The sequence below is a fragment of the Stenotrophomonas sp. FW305-3-2-15-E-LB1 genome (assembly GCF_058787375.1).
In genome coordinates, this window is the sequence record NZ_JBYSZR010000022.1 from 12,919 (window position 1) to 26,291 (window position 13,373).

Here is a 13,373-nt window from a genome sequence, read left to right on the forward strand (position 1 = left end):
ATGAGCCATCCCACGATCGCGAAGGTGGTCGACCGCGCACAGGCGGCGATTGATCCGGGCGAAGGCATTGCGGCGGTATCCGATCCCGGTTTCGGCGGCATCGACGTATTCATCGGCAAGGTGCGCGACCTCAACCAGGGCCGGCCGGTGCTGGGCATCAGCTATGACCTGTTCGAGCCGCTGGTGCTGAACGAGCTGCAGCGGCTGGCGGCCGAGGTGCAGGCCGCCTACGGGCCGAAGCTGAAGCTGTACGTGGCCCACGCCAGGGGCCGCCTGGCGGTGGGCGAGGTGGCGGTGGTGGTGGCCGCCGGCAGCCCGCACCGCGACGAAGCCTTCCGTGCATGCCGGCAGCTGATCGAGGCGGTCAAGCACCAGTGCCCGATCTGGAAGCAGGAGCACTACCAGGACGGTGACAGCGAGTGGACCGAGGGTTGCAGCCTGTGCCACGCCGACGACACCCCGGTGCATGACCATGACCACGAGTAGAACCACGCCACCGGCAGCCACGCATGGCGTGGCTCTACTGACGGTTGGGCCCAGTAGATCCACGCCATGCGTGGATGAGTGCGTGGCGCTGCCATGAACGCGCCGATGGCCGGCATCGTGCTGGCCGGCGGGCTGTCCAGCCGCATGGGGCGCGACAAGGCCATGCTGCCCTGGCAGGGGCGCACGCTGCTGGAACACATGCGCGGCCTGCTGATGCTGGCAGGCGCGGACCGGGTCTGGGTGAGTGGCCACTACCCGGCGTTTGATGGCATCCCCGACCGGGTGGCCCGCTGCGGTCCGCTGGGCGGGCTGTACAGCGTGGCCCTGCAGATGCCTGACGGCCCGGCGTGGGTGGTGCCGGTGGATACGCCACGCCTCACCCACCGGCTGCTCGAGCAGTTGCGTGATGCCCATCCTGGCCGCTGCACGATCTATGACGGCCATCCGCTTCCAATGCTGTTTAATGTGGACAATGAAAGCCGTACAGTCCTTGAAAGCATGATCCACGATCCCCTTGGCCCGCGTTCCCTGCAGGCCCTGCAACATCGCCTGGGCGCACACACCGTGCGCCTGGCCCACGCCGACGAAAGCGCCCTGGTCAACTGCAACACGCCCGCCCAATGGGAGGATGTCGCCTCATGAAGGTGCAGCTGCAGGATCAAGCCATGCGACTACGCCTGGACGAGGCCGAGCTGGCCCAGCTGCTGGCCGGCGAATCGGTCGAGAACCTGACCCGGTTCGGCGGCAATGGAGGCTGGGGCACGGCAGTGTCCCTGCATGGCGGCGACCAGGCCGTGCTGCTCGACGGTGGCACCTACTGCCGGCTGGTACTGCCGCGCGAGGCGGTCGAAGCGCTGGCCGGGCGCCTGCCGTGCCGTGACGGGCTGGCCTTCCCGCTGTACCTTGATGACGGCACCACGCTGCAGCTGCAGTTCGATGTGGATGTGCGCGACAGCGTGCGCCAGCGCGGCGTGAGCCGCCGCAGCAGTTCCGGGTCACCGGTTTGACATTTGTCAGGGGCAGGGTGGATACCGGCCCCTGATTGATCCAGATCAACCCCGTCGAGGGCATTGCCCGGCCTAATGGCTGCGTGACGACGGGTTACAACTTGAAAGCAGTACCCACGTCATTTCACAGCCCTGGAGCCATGTATGACCGTCGGTAGCGATCCTGTTGTCCCCAGCACTGCCCGATCCGGCCGCGTCATCAGCGACTGGATGCCGGAAGACGCCGGTTACTGGGAACGCACCGGCAAGCGGGTCGCCACCCGCAACCTGGTCATCTCCATCCCCTCGCTGCTGCTGGCCTTCGCGGTCTGGGTGCTGTTCTCGGCGGTGACCATCAGCCTGCCGAAGATCGGCTTCCCCTTCAGCACCGACCAGCTGTTCTGGCTGGTGGCGCTGCCCAGCCTGTCCGGCGCCACGCTGCGCATCTTCTACTCCTTCGTCATCCCGATCTTCGGTGGTCGCCGCTGGACGGCGCTGTCCACCGCCTCGCTGCTGGCGCCCACGATCTGGCTGGGGTTTGCCGTGCAGAACCCGGCCACCCCGTACTGGGTGTTCGTGGTCATCGCCATCCTCTGTGGCTTCGGCGGGGCGAACTTCTCCTCCTCGATGTCCAACATCTCCTTCTTCTACCCCAAGCAGAAGCAGGGCCTGGCTCTGGGCCTGAACGCCGGGCTGGGCAACGTGGGCGTGTCGGTGGCGCAGGCGGTCGTGCCGCTGGTCATCACCGTGGGCGTGTTTGGTGCGCTGGGTGGCGCACCGCAGCCGGTGGTGGACGGGGGCGCGGCGCTGTACCTGCAGAACGCCGGTTTCATCTGGGTGCCTGCCATCATCGTCTGCGCGGTCGCGGCCTGGTTCGGCATGAACGACCTGACCAGTGCGCGCTCCTCCTTCGCCGAGCAGGCGGTGATCTTCCGCCGCAAGCACAACTGGCTGATGTGCTGGCTGTACATCGGCACCTTCGGTTCGTACATCGGCTTCTCGGCCGGCTTCCCGATGCTGGTCAAGAGCCAGTTCCCGGACGTGAATCCGCTGGCCTACGCCTTCATCGGCCCGCTGCTGGGCGCGCTGATGCGCTCGGTCGGCGGCAGCATGGCCGACCGCTGGGGCGGCGCACGCCTGACCTTCTGGGTGTTCGCGCTGATGATCGCTGCGGTGTTCGGCGTGCTGCACTTCCTGCCCAGCGACGGCCAGGGCGGCAGCTTCAACGGCTTCCTGCTCAGCTTCATGGCGCTGTTCGTGCTCAGTGGCATCGGCAACGGCACCACCTTCCGCATGATCCCGGTGATCTTCCGCACCCTGCACGAGCGCTGGGCGGCCAATGACAGCGCCGAGGGCAAGGCCGCTGCCGGGCACCAGGCCAGCATCGAGTCGGCCGCCGTGGTCGGCTTCTCCGGCGCGATCGGCGCCTACGGCGGCTTCTTCATTCCCAAGAGCTACGGCTCGTCCATCACGTTGACCGGCAGCCCGGACATGGCGCTGTACGGATTCATCGCTTTCTACTTCACCTGCCTGGCCGTGACCTGGTGGTGGTACTACCGGCGCGGTGCTGAAACCCCCTGCTAGGGGCAGCCCAGCTGACAACCCGAGCAATGCACCGAAGCCAATGAACACCCCAGCCACGATGCCGATGTCCGCAAAGGGAGATCCACGATGAGTTATTTCCTCGATCGCTTGCAGTTCTTCAAGCGTGAACCCCAGACCTTTGCCGATGGCCATGGTTTTGCCAAGAGCGAGGGCCGTGACTGGGAAAACAGTTACCGCCAGCGCTGGCAGTACGACAAGATCGTCCGCTCCACCCACGGGGTGAACTGCACCGGTTCGTGCAGCTGGAAGATCTACGTCAAGAACGGCCTGGTCACCTGGGAAACCCAGCAGACCGACTACCCGCGCACGCGCCCGGACCTGCCCAACCATGAACCGCGTGGCTGCCCGCGTGGCGCCAGCTATTCCTGGTACCTGTACAGCGCCAACCGCCTGAAGTACCCGCTGATCCGCGGCACGCTGCTGCGCCTGTGGCGCGAAGCCCGCAGGACCAAGGCTCCGGTGGATGCCTGGGCCAGCATCGTCGAGGACAAGGAAAAGGCACGCTCGTACAAGACCCGCCGCGGCATGGGCGGCTTCGTGCGCCTGCAGTGGGAAGAGGCCAACGAGATCATCGCCGCCTCCAACCTGTACACGGTGAAGCAGTACGGGCCGGACCGCGTCGTCGGCTTCTCGCCCATTCCGGCGATGTCGATGGTGTCCTATGCGGCCGGCGCGCGTTACCTGTCATTGCTGGGCGGCGCCTGCCTGTCCTTCTATGACTGGTACTGCGACCTGCCACCGGCCTCGCCGCAGATCTGGGGCGAGCAGACCGACGTGCCCGAATCGGCCGACTGGTACAACAGCCGCTACATCATCGCCTGGGGTTCGAACGTGCCGCAGACGCGCACGCCCGATGCGCACTTCTTCACCGAGGCGCGCTACAACGGCACCAAGACGGTGGCGATCTGCCCGGACTATTCCGAGCTGGCCAAGCTGACCGACCATTGGCTGCACCCCAAGCAGGGCACCGATGCGGCGCTGGCGTTTGCCTTCGGCCATGTGATCCTGCGCGAGTTCCACGTCGATTCGCCTTCGCAGTACTTCCAGGACTACTGCCGCCAGTACTCGGACATGCCGATGCTGGTGCGCCTGGAGCGCCGCGAGGATGGCCGGCTGGTGCCGGGCCGCTTCCTGCGCGCCAGCGAACTGGGTGGCCTGGGCGAAGCCAACAATCCCGACTGGAAGACCCTGGCCTACGACGAGAGCAGCGGCCAGATCGTGGTGCCCAACGGCTCGATCGGCTTCCGCTGGGGCGAGAAGGGCAAGTGGAACATCGAGGAAAAGGAAAGCAACGGCGCCGATACGCGCCTGCGGCTGAGCCTGGCCGAGGGCCACGAGGGTATCGAAGCAGTCAGCTTCCCGTACTTCGGCGGCATCGAGACCGACGGCTGGACCCCGGCCCCGGCCGAGGACGTGCTTGAACGCAACATCCCGGTGCGTCGCCTGGCCCTGGCCGATGGCGGCGACACCCTGGTGGCCACGGTCTACGACCTGCTGCTGGCCCAGTACGGCGTGGACCGTGGCTTCGGCGGCGGCAACGTGGCCACCAGCTTCGACGACATGGTGCCGGGTACGCCGGCCTGGCAGGAGCGCATCACCGGCGTGTCGCGCGGCGAGGTGATCGAGATCGCCCGTGAGTTCGCCCGCACCGCCGACAAGACCCACGGCCGTTCGATGATCATCGTCGGCGCGGGCATGAACCACTGGTTCCACAACGACATGAACTACCGCGGCCTGATCAACATGCTGATCATGTGCGGTTGCGTGGGCCAGACCGGTGGCGGCTGGGCGCATTACGTGGGGCAGGAAAAGCTGCGCCCGCAGACCGGCTGGCAGCCGCTGGCCTTCGGCCTGGACTGGAGCCGCCCGCCGCGGCACATGAACGGCACGTCGTTCTTCTACTTCAACACCGGGCAGTGGCGCTACGAGAAGCTGCAGGTGGATGAGCTGCTTTCGCCGCTGGCCGATGCCAGCAAGTACAGCGGCAGCCTGGCCGACCTCAACCTGCGCGCGGTGCGCATGGGCTGGCTGCCCAGTACCCCGCAGCTGGACCGCAACCCGCTGCAGCTGGTGCGCGAGGCCGAGGCGGCCGGCGTAGCCCCGGCCGACTACGCGCTGGGCAAGTTCAAGGATGGCTCGCTGGACTTCGCCTTCGCCGACCCGGACGCGCAGCAGAACCACCCGCGGATGATGTTCATCTGGCGCTCGAACCTGCTCGGTTCCTCGGGCAAGGGCCATGAGTACATGCTGCGCCACCTGCTCGGCACGCGCCACGGCCTGCAGGGCAAGGACCTGGGCGAGATGGGCGCGATCAAGCCGCAGGAAGTGAAGTGGCATGACGAGGCGCCGGAAGGCAAGCTCGACCTGCTGGTCACGCTCGACTTCCGCATGTGCACCACCGCGCTGTACTCGGACATCGTGCTGCCGACGGCGACGTGGTACGAGAAGGACGACCTCAATACCTCGGACATGCACCCGTTCATCCACCCGCTGTCCAAGGCGGTGGACCCGGCCTGGGAATCGCGCAGCGACTGGGACATCTTCAAGGGCGTGGCGCGTACCCTCAGCGACATGGCACCGGGCGTGCTGGGCGTTGAAAAGGACCTGGTGCTGGTGCCGACCCTGCACGACACGCCCAACGAACTGGGCATGCCGTTCGGCGTGGCCGACTGGAAGAAGGGCGAGTGCGAGGCCATCCCGGGGCAGACCATGCCGTCGATGACCGTGGTCGAGCGCGATTACCCCAACCTGTACCGCAAGTTCACCTCGCTGGGCCCGCTGCTGGACAAGCTGGGCAACGGCGGCAAGGGCATGAACTGGGATACCAAGCACGAGATCGACTTCCTCGGCAAGCTCAACCATACCGTGCTCGACGAGGGCGTCAGCCAGGGCCGTCCGGCCATTTCCACCGCCATCGACGCAGCCGAAGTCATCCTGCACCTGGCGCCTGAAACCAACGGCCACGTGGCAGTGAAGGCCTGGGAATCGCTGGGCAGCTTCACCGGCCGCGAGCACACCCACCTGGCGGTCGGCAAGGAGCACGAGGCGATCCGCTTCCGTGACATCCAGGCGCAGCCGCGCAAGATCATCTCCTCGCCGATCTGGTCGGGCCTGGAGGACGACAACGTCAGCTACAACGCGGGCTACACAAACGTGCACGAGCTGATTCCATGGCGCACGGTGACCGGCCGCCAGCAGTTCTACCAGGACCATGAGTGGATGATCGACTTCGGCGAGGCCTTCATGAGCTATCGCCCGCCGGTCAACACGCGCACGGTGGAGCCGCTGCTGAACCAGCGCCCGAACGGCAACAAGGAGATCGTGCTGAACTGGATCACCCCGCACCAGAAGTGGGGCATCCACAGCACCTACAGCGACAACCTGATCATGCAGACGCTGTCGCGCGGCGGCCCGATCGTGTGGCTGAGCGAGGATGACGCGCGCAGTGCCGGCATCGTCGACAACGACTGGATCGAGCTGTTCAACGTCAATGGTGCGATTGCGGCGCGCGCGGTGGTCAGCCAGCGCGTGATGCCGGGCATGGCGATGATGTACCACGCCCAGGAACGCATCATCAACGTGCCGGGTTCGCAGATCACCGGCACCCGTGGCGGCATCCACAATTCGGTGACCCGCATCGTGCTCAAGCCCACCCACATGATCGGCGGTTACGCGCAGCTGGCCTATGGCTTCAACTACTACGGCACCTGCGGCACCAACCGCGACGAGTTCGTGATCGTCCGCAAGATGGACAAGATTGATTGGCTGGATGGCGAGGCCGTTCCGGCTGCCGCCAAGGAGGTGGTGTGATGAAGGTCCGTGCACAGATCGCGATGGTGCTGAACCTGGACAAGTGCATCGGCTGCCATACCTGCTCGATCACCTGCAAGAACGTCTGGACCTCGCGCGAGGGCGTCGAGTACGCCTGGTTCAACAACGTGGAAACCAAGCCGGGCATCGGCTACCCGAAGGAGTGGGAGAACCAGGACAAGTGGAACGGCGGTTGGGTGCGCACGCGCGCCGGCAAGCTGGTGCCGCGTGCCGGCGGGCGCTGGCGGATGCTGGCCAAGATCTTCGCCAACCCGGACCTGCCGCAGATCGACGACTACTACGAGCCGTTCGATTTCGACTACCAGAACCTGCACACCGCCAAGGACAGCCAGCACCAGCCCACCGCGCGGCCGCGTTCGCTGATCAGCGGCGAGCGCATGCAGAAGATCGAGTGGGGCCCGAACTGGGAGGAGATCCTCGGCTCGGAATTCAGCAAGCGCTCGCGCGACTACAACTTCAACGAGGTGCAGAAGGAGATCTACGGCGCCTTCGAGAAGACCTTCATGATGTACCTGCCGCGCCTGTGCGAGCACTGCCTGAACCCGGCGTGCGTGTCGGCGTGCCCGTCGGGTGCGATCTACAAGCGCGAGGAAGACGGCATCGTGCTGATCGACCAGGACAAGTGCCGTGGCTGGCGCATGTGCGTGTCGGCCTGCCCGTACAAGAAGATCTACTACAACTGGAAGAGCGGCAAATCCGAGAAGTGCATCTTCTGCTACCCGCGCATCGAGATGGGTGAGCCGACGGTGTGCTCGGAAACCTGCGTGGGCCGCATCCGCTACCTGGGCGTGACGCTGTACGACGCCGACCGCATCGCCGAGGCCGCCTCGGTGGCCGCGGAAAAGGACCTGTACCAGGCCCACCTGGACATCTTCCTGGACCCGGAAGACCCGGCGGTGATCGCCGCTGCGCGCCAGGAAGGGATCCCGGACAGCTGGCTGGAAGCGGCCAAGCAGTCGCCGGTCTACAAGCTGGCCATCGACTGGAAGCTGGCCCTGCCGCTGCACCCGGAATACCGCACGCTGCCGATGGTCTGGTACGTGCCACCGCTGTCGCCCATCCAGTCCGCCGCCGAGCGCGGCCGCATCGGCATGAGCGGCGAGCTGCCGGACGTGGCGTCGCTGCGCATTCCGGTGCGCTACCTGGCCAACATGCTCACGGCAGGCGACGAAGCCCCGGTGGTGCGCGCGCTGGAACGGCTGATGGCGATGCGCGCCTGGCGCCGGGCCAAGAACGTGGACGGCGTGGAGGACACCGCCGTGCTGGACCAGGCGGGGCTGAGCATCGCCCAGGTGGAGGAGATGTACCGCTACCTGGCCATCGCCAACTACGAGGATCGTTTCGTGATTCCCACCGGCCACCGCGAGTATGCCAACGACGCCTTCGGTGAGCGCGGTGGCTGCGGCTTCACCTTCGGCAACGGCTGCAACGGTGACAGCCCGGCCGACCTGTTCGGGCAGCGCAAGGCCACCACCTTCGTGGTCAACAACGGGCCCAACCACCGGCGCCGCAAGGAGGTGGTGGAATGAGCGTCCTCAAGCTGGTCGGGGTGCTGCTGGACTACCCCCGTGATGAACTCTGGCAGCACGGCGACGAACTGCTGGCTGCCTGTGACCAGGCGGCACTCCCCGCCGCTCGCCGCCAGCAGCTGCGCGGCTTCGTGCAGCAGCTGCTGGACAGTGACCCGCTGGACGCGCAGGCGGCCTGGCTGGCGACCTTCGACCGGGGCCGTTCGATGAGCCTGCTGCTGTTCGAACACATCCATGGCGAATCGCGCGATCGCGGCCAGGCCATGGTCGATCTGGTGGAAACCTACCGCCGTGCCGGCTTCGAGCTGGACGCGCGCGAGCTGCCGGATTACCTGCCGCTGCTGCTGGAATTCCTGGCGCACCGGCCACGGGAGGAGGCCCGCGAATGGCTGCACCATATCGGCCACATCGCCGGCATGCTGGCCGCGCGTGCGGCCGAACGCACGCTGCCGCACGTACCGCTGCTGGAGATCCTGGTGGAGGCCGGCGACGGCAAGGTCAACCTGGAGGCGCTGCGGCAGCGCGCCAGCGAAGAACCCCGCGACGACACGGCCGAGGCGATGGACCGGTTGTGGGAAGAAGAGGCGGTGCGCTTCGGCGCCGAAGCCCCTGCCGAAGACTGCAAGCCACCGACGCGCTCGCCCGGGCGTCCCGTGCACCGTGAGGTCCAGCCATGAACTACTACCTTCATCAATTCGCCTTCCAGTATTACCCGTACATCGCCGTGGCGGTGCTGCTGATCGGCAGCTGGGCCCGCTACGACAAGGCCATGTACACCTGGCGCACCGGCTCCAGCCAGATGCTGTCGGACAAGGGCATGCGGATCGGCAGCAACTGCTTCCACATCGGCATCCTGGCCATTCTCGGTGGCCACCTGGTGGGCCTGCTGACCCCGCATGCCGTGTACGAGCACTTCATCACCTCCTCGCAGAAGCAGATGCTGGCGATGGTGGTGGGCGGCGTGTTCGGTGCGCTGTGCCTCATCGGCATCAGCATCCTGCTGGTGCGCCGCCTGTTCAACGCGCGCGTGCGGGCCACCGGCAGCTTCGGTGACACGCTGGTGCTGGTGCTGTTGTTCGCCCAGCTGTGCCTGGGCCTGTACAGCATCCGCATCTCGTCCGGCCACCTGGACGGTGGCGTGATGGTGCAGCTGGCCGAATGGGCGCAGCACATCGTCACCTTCCGTGCCGGCGCCGCCGATTACATCGAGGGCGTCAGCTGGGTCTACAAGATGCACATCTTCCTGGGCCTGACCCTGTTCCTGATCGCGCCGTTCACCCGCCTGGTGCACGTGTGGAGCATTCCGATCAGCTACCTGTGGCGGCCATACCAGGTGGTGCGCCGCCGCCAGGCCCCGCTGCGCTACGGTCCGCGGGAGTAAGCCATGGGCAGCCTGCCGAAGTTCCTGCCGATCACCGTGATCGATTCCAATGCCCCGGTTCCGGCCGAGGCCCATTCGCACCACCACGACGCGGCGGAGCAGGGGCCGCGCTTGCTCGGGCAGCCGGCGCCGTGCCGGCTGTACGTGGACGAGACCGCGATCAGCGAGGCCGACATCGCCCGCGAGATGCAGCACCACCGGGCGATGCGCCCGGAGCAGTCGAGGGCCGAAGCGGCACGTGCACTGGTGGTGCGCGAGCTGCTGCGCCTGGAGGTGCAGCGGCTGGGCCTGCAGGCGCAGGAGGGCGGCCGGGTGAGTGACGAGGAAGTGCTGATCCAGCAGCTGATCGAGGACGCGATCGAAGACCGCGTACCCACCGACGAGGACTGCCGGCGCTATTTTGAACAGAACCCCGAACGCTTCCGCTCGCCCGACCGCGTGCGCCTGCGCCATATCCTGCTGGCGGCACCGGCCGATGACGTGGCCGGGCGCTTGGACGCGCGCAACGAAGGCGAGCGGCTGGTGGCGGAGCTGAAGCAGGCCCCGCACCTGTTTGCCGATTTCGCCCTGCGCCACTCGCGGTGCCCCTCCAGCAGCGACGGTGGCGACCTCGGTTGGCTGCAGCGTGGGCAGACCACGCCGGAGTTCGACCGCCAGGTGTTCCGCCTGCGCGAGGGCCTGGCGGGGTTCCCGGTGGAATCACGCTGGGGCTACCACGTGGTCTGCATCGACGCCCGCGAGGACGGCCAGCCGCAGCCTTTCGAGGCGGTGCTGCCACAGATCCGCGACTACCTGGAACTGCAGGTGCGCCAGCGCGAGGTGCAGGCCTACCTGCTGCAGCTGCAGGAACGTTACCCGGTGCGCGGGCTGGACGAGATCGAAGCCGAAGCCGAAGCCGGGAACGGCTGACCGACCCTTGAGAAAGGAGATTGCATGAACCAGGTCCTCGCCCCCGCCAGTGCCGGGCAGCAGCAGCGTGCGCTGTGGCTGAGCACGTTCGCCTTCACCGTGTGTTTCGCGGTATGGATGATCTTCTCCATCATCGGCATCCAGATCAGCGAGCAGCTGGGACTGAGCGACACCCAGTTCGGCCTGCTGATCGCCACTCCGGTGCTGACCGGTTCCATCAGCCGGGTCTTCCTCGGCATCTGGTCCGACCAGTTCGGTGGCCGCAAGGTGATGGTGCTGGTGATGCTGTGTGGCGCGGTGGCCACCTGGATGCTGACCTACGCCCACACCTACACCCAGTTCCTGTTCGCGGCGCTGTGCGTGGGCATTGCCGGCGGCAACTTCTCGGTGGGCGTGGCGTACGTCTCCCGCTTCTTCCCGGCCAGCAAGCAGGGTACGGCGCTGGGCATCTTCGGCGCCGGCAACATCGGCGCCGCGGTGACCAAGCTGCTGGCGCCGCTGGTGATGGTGGCGGCCGGCTGGACCATGGTGGCCAAGGTCTGGGCGGTGGCCCTGGCGGTCACTGCCATTCTGTTCTTCCTGTTCAGCAAGGAGGATCCTTCGCTCGAGCAGCGCCGCCGCGATGGCGTCAAGCCGGTGCCGTTCGCCGAGCAGATGGCCCCGCTGAAGAACCTGCAGGTCTGGCGGTTCTCGCTGTACTACTTCTTCGTGTTCGGCGGCTTCGTGGCGCTGGCGTTGTGGCTGCCGCACTATCTGGTGGGTGCCTACGGCATGGACGTGGGCCATGCGGGCATGCTGGCGGCCTGCTACTCCATCCCGGCCAGCCTGTTCCGCGTGGTCGGTGGCTGGATGTCGGACCGGATCGGCGCACGGCGGGTGATGTACTGGACCTTCGGCGTGTCGGCCATCTGCACCTTCCTGCTGGCCTACCCGGATACCGAATACGTGGTGAAGGGCATCCACGGCCCGATTCATTTCCACCTGGCCATCGGCGTGGTGATGTTCACCGTGCTGGTGTTCGTGCTGGGCTTCTTCATGTCGCTGGGCAAGGCGGCGGTCTACAAGCACATTCCGGTGTACTACCCGCACCACGTGGGTGCGGTGGGCGGGGTGGTCGGCATGATCGGCGGGCTGGGTGGCTTCATCCTGCCGATCGTGTTCGGTGCGCTCAACGATGCGCTGGGCATCTGGAGCAGCTGCTTCATGCTGCTGTTCGTGCTGGTGGCTACGGCGCTGGCCTGGATGCACTTCGCGATCCGCCGGATGGAGCGTCGCCACTTCCCGCAGATCGACCGCGAGACCGATCTGCCCGAAGCCATCGATGCGGCTGCGGCCGATCGTGTGCGTGGCAGGTAGCCGGCGATGCGGCACGCTTGATTTCAATCAGGGCAACGCGAAGAGGGACGCCCGAAGATGTCTGCCATGAGCTTCCACGCCGAACCGAGTGAGGACACCGCGCTGCAGGCAGCATTGCTGCGGCAACCCCGCCACGTGCTGTTCCCGGCGGCCGACCAGTTCAGTGCCGGCTTCGGCGAAAGTGGATGGCGCGGCGCCCTGCGCGCCAGCAACGAGCACCTGATCCCGCGCGGGCTGACTCTGGGCTTCCAGGCCGGCCGGGCAGGGCAGGCGGCAGCCGCGTCCGGCTATCTGGATACCCTGCTGACCGCATTGCGGCGCCAGGCCGATGCACTGGCCGATGATCGCGAGGCGGTGGCCATGGTGCTGCAGCTCGGCCTGGCCGAGGTGCTGGCGCCGGTGGCGTTGGGCCAGTTGCTGGATGCGGTGCCACAGCAGCTGCGCACCGTGGCCCGGCCGCAGGTGGAAGTCCGCGTGGATGCCGGCAGCACGCTGCCACCGGCGCAGCTCCGCGCCGTGGGCTGCACCCGTTTCAATGTGATCGACCGTGCTGATGCGCCGGGCCCGACCCTGCTGGCGCAGTCGCGCCAGGTCGGGTTCACTGCACGCTACTACCAGTTCCGCGTGCCGTCGGCGGAGGATCGTGGCTACATCGAGCGCGTGCATGAAGTCCTGGCCGAGGCACCGGAACGCATCCTGTTGCCGGCACCGTGTGCCGTGCCCGAACGGCCCGCTGCCGATGCGTGGCTGCAGACCTGGCGGCTGCTGCGCGACGCCGGCTACGTGGCCATCGGCGGCGACCACTACCAGCGCGGCGACCTGCCGGACCCCAACGGGCCGGGCGATGGGCAGCGCCATTGCGACCTGGCCGGCGTGCCACGCCGTGACCGCAGCGACTTCGTCGGCCTGGGCCTGGCGGCCTGCAGCCAGATCGGCGAGGTGTTCTACCGGCTGGAAGACGACCTGCAGGCCTGGCAGGCGCGCCTGCAGTCCGGACAGATCGGGGTGACGGCTGGCCTGATCCTGTCTGAACAGGAGCGACTGTCGTCCGAGGTGGCGCAGAGCATCGCCTGCGACCATTTCGTCGATGCCGCGGCGTTTGAATGGCGCAATGGCGTCGCGTTTGATACGTGCTTCGCCGATGCACTGCCGGCCCTGGATCCGCTGCTGGCGCGCGGCTGGGCCCACTGGGACGGGCGCGTGCTGCGCCTGGCCGAAGAAGGGCACCTGCTGTGGCGTATGATGGCGGCATGTTTCCGGCCGGCGGCCGCCATCGCTTGAGTGTCGCTT

Annotated in this window: 11 protein-coding genes; all 11 read left to right on the forward strand. The window is 66.9% G+C overall.

Annotated elements, in window-relative coordinates; translation table 11 throughout:
* The 11 genes from AC3WL7_RS15085 (at nt 1) to AC3WL7_RS15135 (ending at nt 13,364) form a co-directional block, all read left to right on the forward strand.
* Nucleotides 1-486: a molybdenum cofactor biosynthesis protein MoaE gene (locus AC3WL7_RS15085; protein ID WP_492751270.1), complete on the forward strand. Its 486-nt coding sequence runs from the start codon at nt 1-3 to the stop codon at nt 484-486.
* 93 nt (nt 487-579) lie between these two features.
* Nucleotides 580-1,128, forward strand: coding sequence for a molybdenum cofactor guanylyltransferase (gene mobA, locus AC3WL7_RS15090; protein WP_492751272.1), 549 nt, complete (start codon nt 580-582; stop codon nt 1,126-1,128).
* The gene (locus AC3WL7_RS15095) at nt 1,125-1,493 is read left to right on the forward strand and encodes a hypothetical protein (RefSeq protein ID WP_295520998.1); all 369 of its coding nucleotides are present in this window, start codon (nt 1,125-1,127) and stop codon (nt 1,491-1,493) included. The genes mobA and AC3WL7_RS15095 overlap by 4 nt, the downstream gene beginning before the upstream one ends.
* Before the next feature lie 144 nt (nt 1,494-1,637).
* Complete coding sequence (locus AC3WL7_RS15100; RefSeq protein WP_492751276.1) at nt 1,638-3,056, forward strand: NarK family nitrate/nitrite MFS transporter; 1,419 nt, start codon at nt 1,638-1,640, stop codon at nt 3,054-3,056.
* 87 nt (nt 3,057-3,143) lie between these two features.
* On the forward strand, nt 3,144-6,887 hold the full coding sequence (locus AC3WL7_RS15105) for a nitrate reductase subunit alpha (RefSeq protein WP_492751278.1): 3,744 nt from the start codon (nt 3,144-3,146) through the stop codon (nt 6,885-6,887).
* The gene (gene narH, locus AC3WL7_RS15110) at nt 6,887-8,437 is read left to right on the forward strand and encodes a nitrate reductase subunit beta (protein WP_492751279.1); all 1,551 of its coding nucleotides are present in this window, start codon (nt 6,887-6,889) and stop codon (nt 8,435-8,437) included. Before AC3WL7_RS15105 ends, narH begins: the two co-directional genes overlap by 1 nt.
* Entirely contained in the window at nt 8,434-9,114 is a 681-nt protein-coding gene (gene narJ, locus AC3WL7_RS15115; RefSeq protein WP_492751281.1) for a nitrate reductase molybdenum cofactor assembly chaperone, read from the forward strand. Before narH ends, narJ begins: the two co-directional genes overlap by 4 nt.
* Nucleotides 9,111-9,818 carry a respiratory nitrate reductase subunit gamma gene (gene narI / locus AC3WL7_RS15120; protein WP_492751283.1) on the forward strand — a complete coding sequence of 236 codons (708 nt, stop codon included), beginning with the start codon at nt 9,111-9,113 and terminating at the stop codon, nt 9,816-9,818. Before narJ ends, narI begins: the two co-directional genes overlap by 4 nt.
* A gap of 3 nt (nt 9,819-9,821) precedes the next feature.
* A complete protein-coding gene (locus AC3WL7_RS15125; protein WP_492751285.1) occupies nt 9,822-10,727 on the forward strand; it encodes a peptidylprolyl isomerase in 906 nt (301 codons plus the stop codon).
* Nucleotides 10,728-10,751: 24 nt separating this feature from the next.
* Complete coding sequence (locus AC3WL7_RS15130; protein ID WP_492751287.1) at nt 10,752-12,083, forward strand: MFS transporter; 1,332 nt, start codon at nt 10,752-10,754, stop codon at nt 12,081-12,083.
* 66 nt (nt 12,084-12,149) lie between these two features.
* Entirely contained in the window at nt 12,150-13,364 is a 1,215-nt protein-coding gene (locus AC3WL7_RS15135; protein WP_492751289.1) for an oxygen-independent coproporphyrinogen III oxidase, read from the forward strand.
* The last annotated feature ends 9 nt before the right edge of the window (nt 13,365-13,373 follow it).